12 protein-coding genes are annotated in these 18293 nt (G+C 34.0%); 6 read left to right on the forward strand and 6 right to left on the reverse strand.

Annotated features, from left to right (window positions below):
* Window positions 1–379: 379 nt before the first annotated feature.
* The 6 genes from MHH95_RS07380 to MHH95_RS07405 all read left to right on the forward strand — a co-directional run bounded on the left by MHH95_RS07380 (window position 380) and on the right by MHH95_RS07405 (window position 11714).
* Window positions 380–2260 (forward strand): S-layer homology domain-containing protein, encoded by a 1881-nt coding sequence (locus MHH95_RS07380; RefSeq protein ID WP_340726982.1) that lies wholly within the window; start codon window positions 380–382, stop codon window positions 2258–2260.
* A 34-nt stretch (window positions 2261–2294) separates the two neighbouring features.
* Window positions 2295–6107, forward strand: a complete 3813-nt coding sequence (locus MHH95_RS07385; protein WP_340726983.1) for a chitobiase/beta-hexosaminidase C-terminal domain-containing protein — start codon at window positions 2295–2297, stop codon at window positions 6105–6107.
* A gap of 143 nt (window positions 6108–6250) precedes the next feature.
* Window positions 6251–8245, forward strand: coding sequence for a S8 family peptidase (locus tag MHH95_RS07390; RefSeq protein ID WP_340726984.1), 1995 nt, complete (start codon window positions 6251–6253; stop codon window positions 8243–8245).
* Window positions 8246–8448: 203 nt separating this feature from the next.
* Window positions 8449–9360, forward strand: coding sequence for a helix-turn-helix domain-containing protein (locus tag MHH95_RS07395; RefSeq protein WP_340726985.1), 912 nt, complete (start codon window positions 8449–8451; stop codon window positions 9358–9360).
* Between the two features lie 176 nt (window positions 9361–9536).
* Entirely contained in the window at window positions 9537–10373 is an 837-nt protein-coding gene (locus MHH95_RS07400) for a hypothetical protein (protein ID WP_340726986.1), read from the forward strand.
* A 93-nt stretch (window positions 10374–10466) separates the two neighbouring features.
* Window positions 10467–11714, forward strand: a complete 1248-nt coding sequence (locus MHH95_RS07405; protein ID WP_340726987.1) for a hypothetical protein — start codon at window positions 10467–10469, stop codon at window positions 11712–11714.
* Between the two features lie 105 nt (window positions 11715–11819).
* On the opposite strand, the gene MHH95_RS07410 is transcribed toward MHH95_RS07405, so the two are convergent.
* The 6 genes from MHH95_RS07410 to MHH95_RS07435 form a co-directional block, all read right to left on the reverse strand.
* Window positions 11820–13373: a hypothetical protein gene (locus MHH95_RS07410; RefSeq protein WP_340726988.1), complete on the reverse strand. Its 1554-nt coding sequence runs from the start codon at window positions 13371–13373 to the stop codon at window positions 11820–11822.
* A 13-nt stretch (window positions 13374–13386) separates the two neighbouring features.
* On the reverse strand, window positions 13387–13839 hold the full coding sequence (locus MHH95_RS07415; protein WP_340726989.1) for a PulJ/GspJ family protein: 453 nt from the start codon (window positions 13837–13839) through the stop codon (window positions 13387–13389).
* 6 nt (window positions 13840–13845) lie between these two features.
* On the reverse strand, window positions 13846–14286 hold the full coding sequence (locus MHH95_RS07420) for a type IV pilus modification PilV family protein (RefSeq protein ID WP_340726990.1): 441 nt from the start codon (window positions 14284–14286) through the stop codon (window positions 13846–13848).
* 245 nt (window positions 14287–14531) lie between these two features.
* Entirely contained in the window at window positions 14532–16010 is a 1479-nt protein-coding gene (locus MHH95_RS07425; RefSeq protein ID WP_340726991.1) for an S-layer homology domain-containing protein, read from the reverse strand.
* A gap of 117 nt (window positions 16011–16127) precedes the next feature.
* Window positions 16128–17534 (reverse strand): HlyD family secretion protein, encoded by a 1407-nt coding sequence (locus tag MHH95_RS07430; protein ID WP_340726992.1) that lies wholly within the window; start codon window positions 17532–17534, stop codon window positions 16128–16130.
* A gap of 5 nt (window positions 17535–17539) precedes the next feature.
* Window positions 17540–18220, reverse strand: coding sequence for an amino acid transporter (locus MHH95_RS07435; protein ID WP_340726993.1), 681 nt, complete (start codon window positions 18218–18220; stop codon window positions 17540–17542).
* Between the last annotated feature and the right edge of the window lie 73 nt (window positions 18221–18293).

The raw sequence follows: 18293 nt of genomic DNA on the forward strand, positions 1-18293 counted from the left end.
AACCCTTCTACTTCAGGAATTTTTAAGAATGTTGATGCATCGATTAAGCTTAAGTTTGGGTCTTCCAGTCGTCCTCCAACCAGTCATCGTCCACTACAAATGTAATAATTCTCATCATTATCAAGCTCCTTTGCACCTATTAAAACTAAATTATCTTTAATAAATTATTACCTTATCGTAAATTTTTAGTTAATTCTAACTAATGGGATTTTTTGCTTGTAGACTATTATACTCAAAAAAACATCTTTAACATTAATTTACATAGTTTTAAACGGAAATCTGTTAGAATTATTTTGTTAATAGAAACATAGTAAGGAAAATTCTACTATTGTTTAGATTGAAGGAATTTCAAAATCGGAGTGGAGGTATTTTTATAATTATGAGTAAAAGGCAATCTTCGAATTATTTTAAAGCAATAACAGCAATGGCAGTTGCTGCATCAGCAGTTGTGGTAGTAGCACCTGCCGCACCAGAAGCAAGTAGTTTTAGTGATGTCAAGTCCACACATCAATTTTACGATGCAATTCAAAGTTTAAGTGAACGAGGCATTATTAACGGTTTTCAAGATGGTACTTTTAAACCGGGGCAAAATTTGACGCGAGGACAAGCGGCAAAAATTATTGCGGGCGTGCTGCAATTGGATACAAATAATGTAATAAATCCGAATTTTAAAGATATTCCTACATCTCACCAATACTATGGCGCGATTGCAGCCTTAAAACAGGCAGGGATAATCGATGGTTATGAAGACGGGACATTCCGCCAAGGAGCAAATATTCAGCGTAATCATGTAGCAAAAATTATTGCAAATGCTTTAAATTTAAAAGCTGAAAATGTAGATGCACTTCCTTTCACAGATGTCCGTACAGATTATAAAGAAGCAATTGCAGCTTTATTTGAAAACAAAGTCACAACGGGTAAGACTGCTACATTGTTTGATGGATCTTCCAATGTAACACGTGGACAGATGGCCGCATTTATCACACGGGCAGAAGCAGTAAAAAACCAAACGCCACAACCTACTCAAAGTGTAACATTTAAAGTTGAAGATTATACAGCTTCGGGAATTGCTATTAACGGGTCTACTTATTCATTCCATTCTTCCATATCTTCTATCTTTACTGAGAAAAATAAAACAGCTTTAACGGGTGCTGTAATTACAGCAACTATTGAAAATGGTGTCCTGACTAAAATTGATAATGTAGCAATAAATAAATCCGGGACAGCTGAATCACGAGTTGTTTTTGATTCAACAGCAACAATCGGTTCATTAACAATTAATGCTGATTATGTTTCGGTAAAAAATGTATCGTTAACAGGCAATGCAACAGTCACTTCAGCTGTAATGACAGAAGTGGAATTTGAAGATGCAAAAATTACAGGTGATTTAATTGTTGATAATCAAGTAGTAGGTTCAACTGCTTCAATCATTAATAAGTTTGCTAATGATGGCAAAGCGGATCCTAAAATAAAATTGAAAAATTCCCGTGCTGGAAAAGTACATGTGAAGCGCAACGATGTATCAATTGAATCAGATGTAGTAATACCTGAGATTACAATAGCGGCAACAGTGACATTAATCAGTTTAGATGGGACTGTCACTAAAATGACTGTAGAATCATCAACAAAACTTGATGTTCAAGGAAATGCTAATATCGGTCAATTACTGTTAACGACAGCAGCGGAATTAGCGTTAAAAATTAAAGGATTTGTTACGACATTAACAGTCAATAATTCAAATGCTCAAATTACATTAGGTGCAAGGTTGGAAATTACTGAATTGTCGATTCCAGCAGGCTCTACAGTAGCAAAAATCATTAAAAACTATCATGCAATTGCTTCACAAATAGTTAAGGTAATTGTAGGGAATGTACCAGGTACACCTACACCAAATCCAGGAACGCCAAACACGGGTGGGGGAAGTGATACATCTAATCCTCCTATAAATGACAATAAGCTAAATGTAAAGACTTTAACAGAACTGAATGATGCGTTAAAAACAGCCAAAAAGGGAGAAACAATAAAATTATTAGCTTCGATAACAGGTGACATTAATTTGACGAGTCTTATAAATCTTGATTTCAATGGTCATACATTAACTGGGAATGTGACAATCAATGAACCTGCAGCTACGGGGACGTATTCATTGGCACCAACTGGTGGAACAGGAACAATTACAGGCAACCTCATCATTAATGCGCCTAATGTAAATATCAACATTGATGGATTAACAGTAGAAGGCGAGACAGTAATTAACTAATAATAAAAGAGAAAAATTATAAGGAGCTAAACAAATGAAACATAGTGGATTCAATTTCGTTTCCAAAATTGCTTTGTCATTTTTACTTGTAATTTCCATGATTTTACCTCACTTTGCAGTTGTGAAGGCTGAAACAACAGATGCTATTGGAATTAGTGAAGAAACATCCGCCCCTTCCATAAAAGTATCAACAATCTTTGAAGCCCGCGAAGCCGCGGGGACGGATCAGACAGTAGAAATTCAAGGGACTGTAACAACAAAACCTGGCAGTTGGGGAGGAAAAGCCTTCTATGTACAGGATGAATCAGCAGGAATCTATGTTTTCTCGAATACTGGAGAAGCAGGAGCTCTGATTGTTGGAGATAGTGTGAAAATAACGGGGAAAACAAGCGTATTTGCTAATAGTGGGGAGGTACAGTTTAATTCACCAATAATTGAAAAACTACCAACTGGGATAGCCCCTGAACCTCAACTTGTCAACTTACCGATTGAGAATGACAGTACACAAGGGAAACTGGTAACAATCGAAAATGTAAGGATAAAAGAGTTAGTGGCTTCAGGTGCTTCTGGAACATTTGAGTTTAAAGCAGTTGACGCTGCAAATAATAAGTTATTAGTTCGTCACGATTACCGTACTGGTTATAAATTAGCAGATTTTGAAGCTGCCGGATTTAACAATAATGATGTTGTGACATTAACAGGAATTGCATCAGTTTTTAATGGGACATATCAATTAAAAACGCTAAACGCGGAAAGTTTTTTATTAGTAGAAAACTACGAGCCAACACAAGTAGCAGCAGTCAAAGCTTCTCCTGTAGCCGGCGAAGTTATTGAAGGAACAGAAATAGAACTGTCAACAGAGACAGCTGGTGCAACAATTTATTACACAACGGATGGATCTGAACCGACGACAGAAAGTATGGTTTATGGTGTATCATCAAACATTGTAATTAATGAACCAACAACCATTAAAGCAATTGCTACAGCAACAGACCTGGACGATAGTGAAGTTGCAACATTTGCTTATACAGTCAAATCAGCTCCAACAGCCATTTCCATTGAAGAGGCACGTAATAAAGCAATCGGCGAGGAAGTAATCGTTTCGGGTATTGTGACAGCAAAGCTAGAAACAGCTACAGCTCATATCCAAGATGAAGATGGGGCAGCAATTGCAATTTATCCTGTAGATAGTCTTTCTGCTAAGGTGGGAGATCTTGTAACAGTTCAAGGCAAAGTGGCCGAGTACAGTGGATTAAAACAATTAACAAATATTACGCTCGTAGGCACACCGGTTTCATCGGTAGTACCACAGCCACATATCGTAACAAGTGCAGGCATTGCAGAAGAAAATGAATCGAGACTTGTAACGATAAAAAATGTAGCGATTACTGGATCAGGTCAAAACTTCACAGGAACAGACACGGCTGGTACATTCGCTATTTATGATAAAACTAGAAATTCAGGTTTGGTTACAGGTAAAACGTACGGTGAAATTACTGGAATCGTTGGCCAATTTACAAATTATCAGCTTCTTCCGATCCGAATCATTGAAGATACAACTAAGGTTCAGGACATTCAAGCTTCTCATGTTGGTGGAGTAACAGCGGGCACGAACGTAACACTTTCGACAATTACAGAAGGTGCAACAATTTATTACACAGTGGATGGCTCAACGCCAACTACAGCAAGTACACAGTACACAGGTGAAATTACCATTAATAATCCGATGACAATTAAAGCGATTGCAGTGAAAGAAGGCTTAACAAACAGTGCCATTGCAACGTTCGTTTACGAAATTATTAATATTGAGAATGCCACGATTAGTGATATTCAAGGGGCGAGTCATACATCCCCATATGCCGATTTAACGGTAACAGATGTCGAGGGGATCGTCACGTTTGTGTTGGATTCTTCTAATTTTATCATGCAGGAAAAAGAAAGTTCAGCATTTGACGGATTAAAATCAACAGCAATTAAAGTAAATAAAACCGCTCATGGTATCGTGTTAGGAGATGCCGTTAAAGTAAGCGGCAAAGTAGTGGAAGTTGGCGGGAATTCAAGATTAAAAGATACGCAAATTTCCGCGACAACTATTACGAAAACAGGCACAGATCAAATTCCGGAGTTTTTAGTTATAGGTGAGGACTTATTCCCGCCAAACAAAATTATCGATAATGACAGTTTTGCAATTTTTGATCCACAGGAAGACGGGATCGATTTCTGGGAATCAATCGAGTATATGCGCGTATCATTCCCTGACGCGAGAGTAATTGGACCGATCTATAATAATGATTCTCCGATCGTCGTACCAAGTACAACAAATAACACATTTAACGTAAATGGCGGTTTAAATATTGCTGCCGACGATTACAACCCGGAGAAAATTATGCTTGAAGGGGTAGCAGGTAAAAATTATGAATCAGGCGATCGTTTTAATGAAGCACTGATCGGATTTGTGGAAAATTTCTCGGACGGCTACCGACTGAATACGAATAAAATATTCCCGGAAGTAACAAAGGCAAATATTCAGCAAGAAGTAACACATCTCGAGCCAGTAGAAGACAAGCTGAATGTTGCAGCTTATAATATCGAGAATTTCTCGAATAATAGTGCCAATACGCTAGATGAAAAAGTAAGTAAAATTGCCTCAAGCTTTGTGCATAATATGAAGTCACCAGATATTATCACATTAGTAGAAGTACAAGATAATGATGGTCAAATTGATTCAGGCAATGCAGATGCATCGGAAAGTTATATGCGTTTAATTAACGCAATTATAGCTGCAGGCGGTCCTTCTTATGATTGGACTGACGTTACGCCGATTAACAATACAGTTGGCGGTGCACCAGGCGGCAATATTCGTGTAGGTTACTTATACAACCCAGAACGTGTTTCACTTGTGGAAAGTGTTAAAGGAACGGGTGATCAAGCAAACTCATGGACACCCGACGGAAGCCTGACATTGAATCCAGGTTTTGTCGATCCATCAAAATTTGAAGATACACGTAAACCAATTGCAGCAGAATTTGAATTCCAAGAAGAACGGATCGTCGTTATTGGAGCGCATTTAAATTCTAAAGGTGGAGATGATTCGCTTTGGGGACCGACACAACCACCAGTTTTAGGATCGGTACCAGAACGCCTTGAGCTTGCACAGGCAATCAATGACTTTATTAATGAAGGTCTTGCTAATAATCCAGATTTAAATATAGTCGTAGCAGGTGATATGAATGACTTTGAATTCACTCCGGCACTGGAAACATTAAAAGGCGATATTTTAACGAACATGGTGGATAAAGCACCGGAAGAAGATCGTTTCACATACTACTTCCAAGGAAACAATCAAGTGCTGGATCATATTTTAGTATCGAATAATCTTGCAGATGTGACAGAGATTGATTTAATTCATATTAATGCGAACTTTACAGAAGCACAAGGTCGTGCATCTGACCATGATCCAGTATTAGTTCAAATTGACTTGAAGGCAGGTAAAGAGGAAACACCGGAGCCAATCGTGCCGGAAAATGTGTACAATTATAAAAACTATAAAACAGGTAAGTTAATCATGAATCGTCCTAGTATTTCTCTTACTTTAGGAGAAAATACGAATATTAAAAACGGGGTTGCGGTATTTAGTCAATATGCAGAATTCCACGGAGTAGGATTTGCGGATAAAACAGTCACAATCAGTCCGAAAAAAGGAAATGCGATTATCGATTTTAAAGGTACGCAAATTAGTAAAATTATAATCGAAGGAAAAAATGTAAAAGAAATTCGTAATTTACCTGCAGGAGCGAATATTACCTATACAAAAGGTGCTTCAGCGGAGGATATTGAGTTTAAGTAATAAATGGTGAATTCTTATAGAAGATTAAAATATTAATATAGTACCCAGTCTCTAGAATTATAATGGCAGAGGCTGGGTTTTTTTTATGAATATGATATGTTATATATAGGTAATCTATACTTATTAAGTAAGAGGTGGAAGGTATGAAGAAAGGTTTTATAGGAATTGTGATGTTGTTCGTAATGATGATGTTAACACCGGTATCTAGTGGGGAAGCTGCTTCGGAACAACAGAATATTATTGTGAAATATGCCACAGAGAATGATAAGAAGTTCATTATACAACAATCGGATTTGGTCATTAAGGAATATAGTCAGTTTCCTTTAATGGAAATTAATATTTCTAAAGAGCGATTACAAGCATTAACAAAAGATAAACATATTGAATTTTATGAAGAAAATCAATTATTTTCTATTCAAAATCAGTTCAAATTAGCAAACCTATCGACTGCTGAATTAGAGCGGTGGAATTTAAAAGCGATGGATGTCCAACATGGATGGAATGCTGGATTTACTGGTAAAGGTGTAAAGATAGCGATTATCGATTCTGGAGTTGCAAACCATTCAGACCTTACGATTGCAGGTGGGGTAACCTTTGTAGGGAATAGCTATGATGATGATCATGGTCATGGTACGCATGTTGCTGGAATTATTGCTGGGAAGCATAATGGAACAGGTGTAGCCGGCATTGCACCAAATGCTGAAGTTTATGCTTTAAAAGCAATTGGAAAAGATGGCAAAGGCGATGTAGCCAATGTATTAAAAGCAATTGACTGGGCAATTGAAAACAAGATGGATATCATTAATTTAAGTTTTGGGGATTTAGAATATGCAAAATCGCTTCATGAAGGTGTAAAAAAAGCTACTGACAACGGTATTATGATTGTAGCAGCAAGCGGTAATGAAGGGAATGACAGCGGTACGGGGAATACAATTAATTACCCGGCGCGTCATGATGAAGTGATATCTGTAGCCTCGATTAATCATCAATTAAAACGTTCTTCATTTAGTGGGACAGGGGATACGAATGATTTTGCTGCACCTGGTGAAGAGATTTACAGTACATATTTAAATGGGCAATATGCAACGTATAATGGAACTTCAATGGCAACACCCCATATTACAGGGTTACTTGCACTGTTAATGGAGCAATATCCATATGCTACAGCTACAGAGTTGCGCGAAGGGTTACGCTATATTGCAGAGGATTTAGGTGATGCTGGATATGATGCTTTATACGGGTATGGACTTCCAAAGATTCAACTTCCGGATAATCAAATCATTAATGAAATTCTAAATAGTGACATATCGGTAAATTTAAAATTAAGTAAAATCGAAACATTACCTAATACAATAGAAAAATTAGCATTAAAAAATGAATGGAACAAATCACAGCAAAAAATCCTGTCTCAAATCGATCAAATATTAGCAGACTTTGCGAAAAACCCTACTGAGCAGAAAAATAATCAATTAAACAACCTCTTAGCAGGAATTGTTTCGGCAGATTTAAAGCTCCACAAACAAAAGGAAATAGACGCTGCTATTGATACATTAATTGAGCCGGCTGCAAATGCTGTAAATATATTTAACAGAAACAAAACTAATTATAATTACAAAAAAGCAGATGAAGAATTAAAAAAACTTCCTTCTTTTAAGGCGAAGCACGAGCTTGAAGTAGCTTTAAATGAGGGATTGCAACAGTTTGCCAAAAAAGCGATTGATGGCTTAGCACAATATGAAAAGCAACCAACAAAAAAGCATTATGATTATGCTCTATTTTCAATTAACAGCTTACCGGATTCATCTATCAAATCTGAGCTAATGGAAAAAATGAAAAAGCAAATACAAACTGCAGTAAAGCAAGCAACAGCTAAAATTTCTTCATATGAGAAAGATCAGACATTGAAGAATTATACAAATGCCGAGAAATCCATAAAAGCCGTATTTGACGATAAACAACGTTCCCTGCTCGAGAAGAAAATTAAAAAAACCGTAAATAACAATATGGCAAAAGCAAAAACACGTGTCGCAAATTATGAGAAGAAAAAAACAGAGACAAATCGTAATTTAGCAATGAAAATAGTACGTGAGTTGCCGAATGGTAAAGAAAAAGAACAATTATTGAAACGGTTAAAATAGTTATTTGATCTAAAAGACTAATATTCAATTCGGAAAACCAGTATTTTCCTGAAGTTTGGGAGGGAATACTGGTTTTTCTTTTTACGTAAATCCTGTCAATTAAATACCATATATTTGGAATGATATTATACTTATTAAATATAGTATTAAATTTTTCATGTTATAATTATTGTAAATAATTGTTAGACATGAGGTGTAACGGGATGGAAATGAATAGTATTGGTGAGACAATTAAGCAATTAAGGCTAGCCAAAAAAATACCTTCTCAATCGCTTTATATGGACCTTTTATCACGCCAAGCTCGCAGCAATTTTGAGAAAGGCGAAAGTGATACAACAGTAAGTAAGTTTTTTGTATTGTTGGACCGCTTAAATATTTCCCTAGACGAGTTTTATGTCCTACATACTAAAGAAGAAAGTGTAGAGTTTCATTTATTCAGTAATATGGCTTCCACATACTACAAAAAAGATGTTGAAGGATTAAAATTGTTGATTGAAAAGTTATGTAAGGAATATAAGAGAACGAATAATATTAAATATCTTCATTACAAAATTATGGTAAGTAATATGCTGCGAATACTTAAAGGGGAACCAGCTGCTGAAGAATTTGAGCAATTAAGTAATTATTTATTAAATTGTAATTCATGGGGTTATTATGAAATTATGCTTTTTTCCAATTCAATTAATTACTTTTCACAAGATTTAATCGATATTGTGTATAAGCGAAGTAAAAGCGTAATTACTAATTTTCAACTTTTAAGAAGATATCGTAATGAATATGCGCTGCTACTTTTAAATATCATTAATAAAAGTATATTAGAAACGGATTTTTCCGTTGCTGAAAATTACCTCAAAGAATATGAGAATATGAGTGAAGTCCTACAAAATGATATGTATTACCAATCGATGAGGAAGTTTTTTCGGGAAGTGCTAGAAGTAGTTACGAACAAAAAACAATCTACACAGGATTTAGAAAAGATTTTATCGTACTTAGGATATTTCAATATGACAAATAAACAAAATCAATGTATTGCGCTTTTAAAACATTTGAATTTTCAAGTTGAAAAAAATACAGAGGATAACCTAGAGATATCTTTTAAAATAATAAAAAAATAATTCCTAGAAAAGTAGTATTTCTAACCGGTATTTCCGGTTTAGAGATACTACTTTTTTCTAGTAAAAAAAAGTCAATTTTAGTGGACATTTTATTTTATTGAACAGGTAGATGCTAAAATAGTATTAAATATTACTTAATGGTCATTTTGAATTTCAATAAAAGAAAGAGGAGTGTTATGTTATTAGATTCTTTAATTCGAGAATTTACAAGGGCAGAAATTACTACAATATGGATACATCATCGGATACATGATACATACTATAATCTACTCTCTATTATTGAACTTTGCCCCAATGAGCAACAATTTTCTCGTGCAATTGAATCGATAAGAAAGAATGGGAAAAGAGTACCCTTTATATATATTAAACTTGATCAACATCGAACATTATATATAAGCAGGAAGTTTACAAGAACTCCAGAAGAGGGGCTGGCTTACTTTAGAAATCCAAAAATATTACATAGAACAAAAATTCTTCCCTCTAATTATTCAGCAAATTCGAGTGAAAAAATGAATCCTATTTTAACAAAAGATACAAGAAATCCCCGAACACCATTGGAACATATTTTACCGAAGCGATCTGTTGCATTTAGGATTTGGGCAAGTTTTGATGAGAATCAATTAATATTAAAGCAATTAAATGAACAGGACATTTTTAATATAGATACTTTAACTAAACAGTATCTTGGGTTTAATTTGTCTATGTATAAAGAGTTCATCGGTGCAATTTTTCTTGCACTCCCGAATCCTTATTTGAGAATGGTAAAAATTTTAGCTATTCCAAAAGAAGCCTCTATAGCTGTATTATTTTACGAAAGAATTGGAAAGACAATAGTAGATGGAGAAATTGAAATTTCAGATATCAAATTTTCCGGGCAAGGCTTTCAAATAAAAAGAATGATTACACAGAATAAAATGCTTATTAAATTACCATACATAGTAAAAGAATTAAACGTGAAATTATTTGATCGGTATAAGCATTTAATATATGAGGACAAAATCTTATTCCTGTAAATGTAACAGATAAAAATGACAATTCAAGAGCAAAGATAAAAATTTAAACCTTTCATTTGATAAAGGTTAGTTATTTTTCCATGGAGGATTTAAATGATTTCAGAAGACTGGCGACTACAAGATTACTACCAAAATAAAAAAAGAGAAAAATTTCTAACGAATTTTCCAATAGAGTTTTGGTCAAAGGTAACAACGTCAAGGGCTTTACGTATTTTTAATCCACTAGGAGTGGAAGTTAAAACTGAACCTGATTCAAAATCAAATGAATCAGCCCAATCGTTGGAAAAAACAAATCAATTTCAGAATCTTAAAAAAGGTTTAATTATCCTTTTCAATTTTTCCCGACGTAATCACCCTGAAAAAAGTAAAGAGGAAATAAAACTTCTCGCAACCTTGCTTGTAAATGAATATTTTGATGCTGATGAAGAAGTATATATTCAGCAATTATTAGAAGAGTTATCAGTTATAAATAATGAATTAATAACAGAAATCGTACAAATCGTGCTTTGCAATATTCAAATAGAAGCCCTTCCTCTACAGAAAAAATATCTAAATGTAAGAAGGGCATGTATAGAGTACCTTTCCAACCATTTAAATGAGTCAATTAAAATTTTTATTAATAAACAAACACCTGCATCTCTTCTATCCGCAATGTTACTGCATTTTGAGGGACAAGATTCTAAAAATAGGAGCGAGATTTGGGAAGCGTATTTAAGCGTTATCGAACATAATGAATTTTTTTGGTCTTATAATCTTCAAAAAAATTTAGATGATTATCAATTTTTATGGCTTACAGCAGGAATTTTAGCCAAACAGAAGTCACCAGTAGACAGTTTTAAACTAGCTGTTAATCGAATTAAGCAGCCTACAGAGGGCTGGGGAGTACAAAATGAAGAGCTTTATAAAATGGATAAACAAATTGTCCATTTATATACTGTAGGGACCATGGCTTCTGAGTGGTTACTAGCCCAAGAAAGAAAAGAAGAAGCAGTTCAACTTTATAATTATGTATTTCATAAGACAACCAATTATTTGAGAAAACCAATTCCGTATGAAAAGGATTATATTAATCTATTAATTATTGAACTGTGGGCAAGATTACCGCTTATAAAACCGTCAGATTATATAGATATCACACTGTATACAATTCCTTTATATGATGAATATAGGCATATTCTTTTAGCTTTAACTGAGTTATATAAAAACGCTCACAACAAAATGAGTGTAAAGTTAATTATGAGAGAAATATATGAAGAGTTTTTCCCGTTAGAAAAAATAATACAGGCTCATAATAAAAGTATTTTAAAATGGTATGAGGAATTTGACTGGTGGGAGGTGTAATTTTATTTACCTTCAGTTATTAATAATAATTTTAGGCTCTAGGAACAACTGTCCTAGAACCTAGGTGAAAAAGAGGAATATATATTAGGTATTAACGATACAAGATTAATAGATAACATCTGTAAAAAAAACTAAATCATCATTCATTTTTAAATCAGGGGTAGCTGGTTTAATTGTATTATCATCAGTACTTATTTCACATTTTTCATTAAATATTTCCTTTTTCACAGAGATTATACTATCTCCATTATTTATATTATTAGAACCATTTATATCATCTAATATTAATACCTTAGAATGGTCATTGATTTGGAAATTTTTCGAAATGTCAGTGGTAGGTTTATCTAATAGACAGTAATATGAATTACGTTGTAGTCTAATTACATTGTTGTTATTATCTCCAGTAGTATTAAATTTAATATTTTTTGAAATAATTATAGAATTATTAAGATTAATACTATGCTTGTCGTTAAAAGAAGCAATTCCATTAACAATAATTTTACTAGCTGTCATCGAATCGATTCCCCAAAAATTAGTATTGCTATGAACAGTTAAATTACTATCCTTAATAGAATCAATTTTTTGGAAATCTTGAACGTTTTTTATTTCTATGTGACTATTTTCAATATGGTTTATTTTGTGTACATTCCAATTATTGGCATATATTTTCGACTCTTTAATATTAAGATTTTGTGTACTTTTAAATGAATCTTCTGTATAAATATTAATATTTGAAAAGTCGCTCTTAGAATTTGTAATAAAATCTCCTTTACTATAAAAAATTGCACCTTCGCCACCGCTATATCCACCTATTTCCAATGATCCGTTGACGTATATTTCAGAAAGTGGTTTTAAAGCAAATGAACTACTAATATTGAGATTATTATCTACATACAATTTTTTGAGGGTCTCTAATGATTGATTTATATTTGTCATTGAATTATTAGTATAATATAATTCTAAATTAGTTATGGTTCTTAAATAATCATTTAATGAGTTACTTTGACAAGGACTAAATAACTTTGTACAATCTACTGTACCTATAGGAGGCTTCGTATTTGGAAATTGAGGCAAAATACTAATAATTGGTTCATTAGGAGAGCCACCATTCGTATTCTCATTATATAATATAGAGAATAAAATTTCTTCATTAGGTATTTCAAAAATAGATTTTAGCCTCTTTGTTTTATTTGATTCAAATAATTCTCCTAAAATGATGACTTCCCACACTTCATTTTTATAGGTATAGTCCTCTATGTGAAATGAACTTATACTTGCTATATCGAAGGACTTGCCAATATGACTTGAAAATATTTCATTTATCTTTTGAGGAATGATATTTTTCATATAATTATTTTTAATATTTTTTACTGCTAAATTGTATTCCTCTTGATTGTTATAATTATTAGTATTCAATTGATCTATATCATCAATCATTTTAATTATTAAAATTTCTATTTCTCTATAAATTATAGCATCAAAATATTCTACGCCCATCTCAGCCACAGAGGTAACTTCGTAGGTATCACTTGTTTGTTCAATTTGTTTATTATGGGATGCGCTTATTTGTAAAAAGGATAATAAAAATATAGAGATAACCGTAAGGACAATTAATGTGAGAACTAGTAAATAACCGTTTTCATTTTTAATGAATTTCATTTCTTAACCCCCCTTAATTATTTCCCAACTTACTAAATTTAGACTGTGTAGAAAAGTTAATTTCATCATGTTTAGATGATAATAGTTTTATTCGAAGAAAAAATGAATTAGTCTTTGGCAAGTTCCCATCTTTGTCTGGGAGGGGGGTGAGTTCAAGAACTTCGTACAAAATATCTGTTTTTCTAAAAACGATCGATTCCTTGTCTTTAATCTCAATTATTAATTGTGTTTTATCGGCATTCGTATTAATTTTTTGAATTACTTCTTTTGTATGAGTCTGATGTAATGTATTGAAGATAAGGTTTGCTTCTTGTTGCAAATTATTTTGTGTCACTTCACGGCTGTTTATTTCAGTCGCTTGGAAGAAAAATCGCCAAATTATAATCGAAAATATGCCTATTAAAACCAGGGTTGCCAATATCTCGACTAGCGATAATCCCCTTTCGTTTAAACTTCTTTTTTGCATTTCCTCCTACTCCTTAAGGTAGCCATGAATTCTAGCTATTACGTTTTTATTTTCATTTTCTTTTAATATTTCTATTGACATTGCTCTCAAAGAAATATCCTCCGATACAGGCTTTTGAATTAATATGCGTACATTAACTTTTTCGCCATTAAAATCATAAACGCCCAGTAAGGTATCCTCGCTTTCAATATTCCCATATTGAAAAGTATAAGTTAAGGAGCCTATTGAATTATTTTTCTCTATATAGTTATATTTTTGGTCTTTCATCATAACTAATATTTCTTTTGCCGCATTGGCCGCATTTAAATTTTCCCCAGTGCTTTTGTTTGTGATTTTCATTTGAGGAAAAATTGTTAGAAAAGCCATTATAATAATAGATAATAGTGCTATAGATGCTACTACTTCTATTAAGGAGATACCTTTTTCACTTCTAAATACATTTCGCATAGCCGTCTCCTTTAAGTAATTTTCTTTCTAGCTAGCTTAAAATATATGTGACTAGTGTTAACGTTTTTAAAAGGTAAACTTAGAACCTATAAAATTATTCTTTCATATATAGTATCATGGAAGAGGTATAAATATACTGATTTTTATGGCGAATTAAAGTAAAAATGTCGAGGGTGAATGGGGTAAAATTCATTATGAAAAAACAAATTTCACTCCAAGAGTTTGGAGTGAAATTTGCGTATGCATTAATAAAAATTAATCGTAAAATAAGGAGCCTTCTTACTACTATACTCCAATCCTACAATCGCATGGTTGAAGCGGGGTTGTAATAGGTTGTCACGATGTCCTTTACTGTTCATAAAGCCTTCATGTGCATAAATTACATTATAGTGGCCATAGGAAATATTTTCGCCCCATGTTCTAAGCTCGGCTTTACTCATCCCACCGCTAAGCATGCGGTCATAAGGAGAGGCGCCTGAAAGACTCGTATGAGAGAAATAGTTGTTATCTATCATATCCTTACTATGCTTTCGGGCAATTGCGGCCCATTGTGGTGAATGGGTTAATGGCTGAACGCCTTCAGCAGCACGTGCTTGGTTCATTAGTTCGACCATTAATTGCTCGGAATGTTTTTGCGTATCTGAAATATTTCCGTAGAAGCCATCCTTTTTCACTTCGTAATCTTTGTGTACATATAAAATCGAACGGATCACATTCTTTTTGTGCAAATCATAGAAAAATGTCACATAATAATCATCAATCAAATAGAAATTGTATTCATTGGACGATGCGGTATTAAAGTTAACGTTTCCGCGACGAACTGAGGCATTTTTCGTTCCGTATTTTTCCTTAACTTGTGAAGCAGTAGCGGTACCGATTTTTAAATCTTGTGCTCCGAAGAAACTTTTACCCTCTTTCGTCATATAACGTGCCACAATTTTATTATTATCAACACCTTTTAACTCAAACTCTAAATTTTTCCCGGTCTGTTTCCACGCAAAGTCATATTCGCTATTGTAAGTTGTTGTGGCAGTATCTGGTTTTTCAGCAGCTGGTGGGGGAGGGGTGTTCCCTCCTACTTGTCCAGTATTTTTATAGTTTAGTGTACGATATAAAAAAGTAGCCATTTGCGCACTCGTTACATTATTGTTCGGTAAAAAACGATTCGATTCATTGCCTGTTGTAATCCCGAGACTTGCCAAAATATTGACATAGTCGTAATACCAACTTGTTTTTGAAACATCTCTAAAACTATAAATATCTTTTCCTTTTAGTTTAAAGCTTTCTACTAAAATTTTTGATAGATGTGAACGTTTTACTGCCTGATCCGGATTGAAGTTGCCGTATTCATCTCCGTCGAAAATGCCTGCTTCATATGCCCAAATAATTTCTTTAGAGAAAGGAGTTGAGTTACTTAAATCCTTTAACTGATTATTATAAGAGCGTACTTTCGGAATAGACAAACTTGAATCATTTGACAATATAGTATGAAGAATTTTTGAGGCCTCTGCTCGGGAAACCGGTCGGCTAAAATTAAATTGATTGCCGGATTTATAGTCATAAACGTTAAGGTTATTTAAATATTGAATAGCTTCCGTGTGGGAATTTGCGCTATTTTCTACATCATAAAATGTTTTTTTGGCAGAAGCGTCATCGCTTGCTATGAATAACGCAGAAGCGAAGAAAGTGGCAGCAAGGAAAGTTTTTGTCATTCTTTTTTTCATTCGTTTATACTCCTTTATAGTTCGAATTATTTTAGTAAATGCGTAAAATTACGCAAAAAGAGCGGGAGTCAGTATTTATTTCTGACTTTACCCGCCCGTTTTATTCTCAAACACCCGTTATTTTATTAAATACCATAAAGTTTCCCTCCATGTGACATCCACATAGTCCCAGTCAAATGTCTGTAAAGGATATGGTCTGAATGTTGGAGCGTACAGGTTCTTTTCTTCACCGTCTATAAAAATCTGATTTGGGGCAAGGGGGCCTGTGAATACAGCTGCATCTTGCAAATCACGTTTAGAAGGCTTATCTTCTTTTTCATCAGGATTTTTTAGTTGTACAGTCTGAATACGTGGTTCAGTAGGTATCTTTGTCTCTTCAGAGTTTTCTTCAATCGATTCTTCATACATGAATTCCGTTTGCTTGATCTCTGCTTTATGCTTAAATATTACATCGACAGGCTCGAGCTTTGTTTTCCCATCGTCTCCAACTGCATAAATCAGATTTTCTTCATTGCTGTCCTTATATTGGACAAGCCAAGGATCCCTTACTTGGAAACTGGCATTTGCTTCTACTGTTGTAATTTTTGCTGTAGCTAGAGTACCAATGGGTTTTTCCAACAACAAATCAGTAGGTTCAATGCTAACTTCATAGACCGTTTCATCACGATTGACTTTTTCCTTTTTGATCATTTCATTAAATGCAATAGAATTACGTGCTGGAATTTGCTGTTTTTCCAATACATTACCCTCAACGCTATATTCATCTTTATCATCAAATGTAATTGTAGCCGACTGACCACTTTCGATTTCCTGCCAGTCTTTATATGTTACATAGGCAACAACTTTCTTTTCTTGAGACTGAATTTTAAAGGTTATCGAATCGCCCTCGAGTACAATCTCTTTTACTACACCGTCAACTGGGGAAGTGAGCGAGTTATTACTGCTTAATTGTGAAATCATACTATCCAATATACTTAGCTGGCGCTCGGTTTCTGCAATGGAGCGCTGGATAACCGCGATACCTTCTGCTGTTGGGGTATTTTGTTCAATGCCAAGTTCCAACGTTAGATTAATATTCCAGTTATCATTATCGCCAAGTGTTGTTGAATCTGTAGCGGTACTTGGTGTAGAACTACCACCTTCATACTGTAAATCGGAAACAATTCTTTCTAATTCAGCTAATTCATTTGCATAGGCTTCCCGGTCAGTTTGAAGACGTGTTACTTCACGTTCGGCTTCTTCTGGCTTATAAATCGCGAGTTCACTCAGCGCACTAATACTTTGTCCATCTGAAACAAGCACTTCGTTAATGGACTGTACAGGCGCTGCGATGAAATGCTCGTACTTAGATGATACTACTGCCTCGGTTTCAAAAACTTTTTCATGACTTTCTGCTACGGCAAATTGTACATTATTAATATAGTATTTCTTTAAAATAATATCGTTGTCCTTTAATAGTAAATAGCCGTTTGCCAGTACAAATAATATGGCTATTATACTGAACAACTTCACTTTTTTCGTCATACGCATTACAGACCAAGCCACCCTTCAATCCAAGTTAAAACAGGGAGAATGCTATATAGCGCGACTAGCGCGGCAAAAACAACTTGAATCAATATTAATTTTAAAAGTAAGGTTTTTGGACGCTCAACCCAATTCGATAAAAATATGTATTGTATCCATACTGTAATAATCGTTGCGATTGTTAATTGATTTAGGAAAAACAATAAATAATCTTGATAATACACGTATGCCATAGCCGGAGCCAATGAGAACAATGTGAATGGAGTAGAAAAACCAGCAACTGCAAAAATGATGATTGTCAGTGTTTTCTCAAGGACAATGAAAAATAACGTATAAAGTTGTACCTTTTGAATCCAACGATAAGGAATTTTCGTAAGTAAGTAAATCACGTATGTAATGACATAATAATGGAAAACAAAAAATAAAACACCTGCTAAAATGGCCCCAAATAAAGACATCATGCGGGCAAAACTATATAAATGACCTTCACCATTTACAAGTAGAGGGGTTAAATCCGCAGTGTTCATCCCCCAAAAGTTACGTACAATAAAGAAAAGTAACGTAAAGCCAAAAATTACCCAAACACTTGTTAAATACCCTTTAAGTTTATGATCTTCGCTACTTTCCAGGTTATGTATTAGTTGTGAGGGGTGAGAAAGCTGCTGCCAAAATTTGAATTTGTACATAAATTCACCTCAATAATTTTAATAACATATGATAAGTACCCTAAGTTAAAGGGATTTACACATATATTTACAG

This window comes from Solibacillus sp. FSL K6-4121, assembly GCF_038002585.1.
In the GTDB taxonomy this organism is placed as follows: Bacteria; Bacillota; Bacilli; order Bacillales_A; family Planococcaceae; genus Solibacillus; species Solibacillus faecavium.

Coding starts and splice junctions, on each gene's coding strand:
- MHH95_RS07410 (WP_340726988.1), bottom strand. CDS start 13,373: ATGAAATTCATTAAAAATGAAAACGGTTATTTACTAGTTCTCACATTA.
- MHH95_RS07400 (WP_340726986.1), top strand. CDS start 9,537: ATGTTATTAGATTCTTTAATTCGAGAATTTACAAGGGCAGAAATTACT.
- MHH95_RS07390 (WP_340726984.1), top strand. CDS start 6,251: ATGAAGAAAGGTTTTATAGGAATTGTGATGTTGTTCGTAATGATGATG.
- MHH95_RS07435 (WP_340726993.1), bottom strand. CDS start 18,220: ATGTACAAATTCAAATTTTGGCAGCAGCTTTCTCACCCCTCACAACTA.
- MHH95_RS07395 (WP_340726985.1), top strand. CDS start 8,449: ATGGAAATGAATAGTATTGGTGAGACAATTAAGCAATTAAGGCTAGCC.
- MHH95_RS07430 (WP_340726992.1), bottom strand. CDS start 17,534: ATGACGAAAAAAGTGAAGTTGTTCAGTATAATAGCCATATTATTTGTA.
- MHH95_RS07425 (WP_340726991.1), bottom strand. CDS start 16,010: ATGAAAAAAAGAATGACAAAAACTTTCCTTGCTGCCACTTTCTTCGCT.
- MHH95_RS07405 (WP_340726987.1), top strand. CDS start 10,467: ATGATTTCAGAAGACTGGCGACTACAAGATTACTACCAAAATAAAAAA.
- MHH95_RS07415 (WP_340726989.1), bottom strand. CDS start 13,839: ATGCAAAAAAGAAGTTTAAACGAAAGGGGATTATCGCTAGTCGAGATA.
- MHH95_RS07380 (WP_340726982.1), top strand. CDS start 380: ATGAGTAAAAGGCAATCTTCGAATTATTTTAAAGCAATAACAGCAATG.
- MHH95_RS07420 (WP_340726990.1), bottom strand. CDS start 14,286: ATGCGAAATGTATTTAGAAGTGAAAAAGGTATCTCCTTAATAGAAGTA.
- MHH95_RS07385 (WP_340726983.1), top strand. CDS start 2,295: ATGAAACATAGTGGATTCAATTTCGTTTCCAAAATTGCTTTGTCATTT.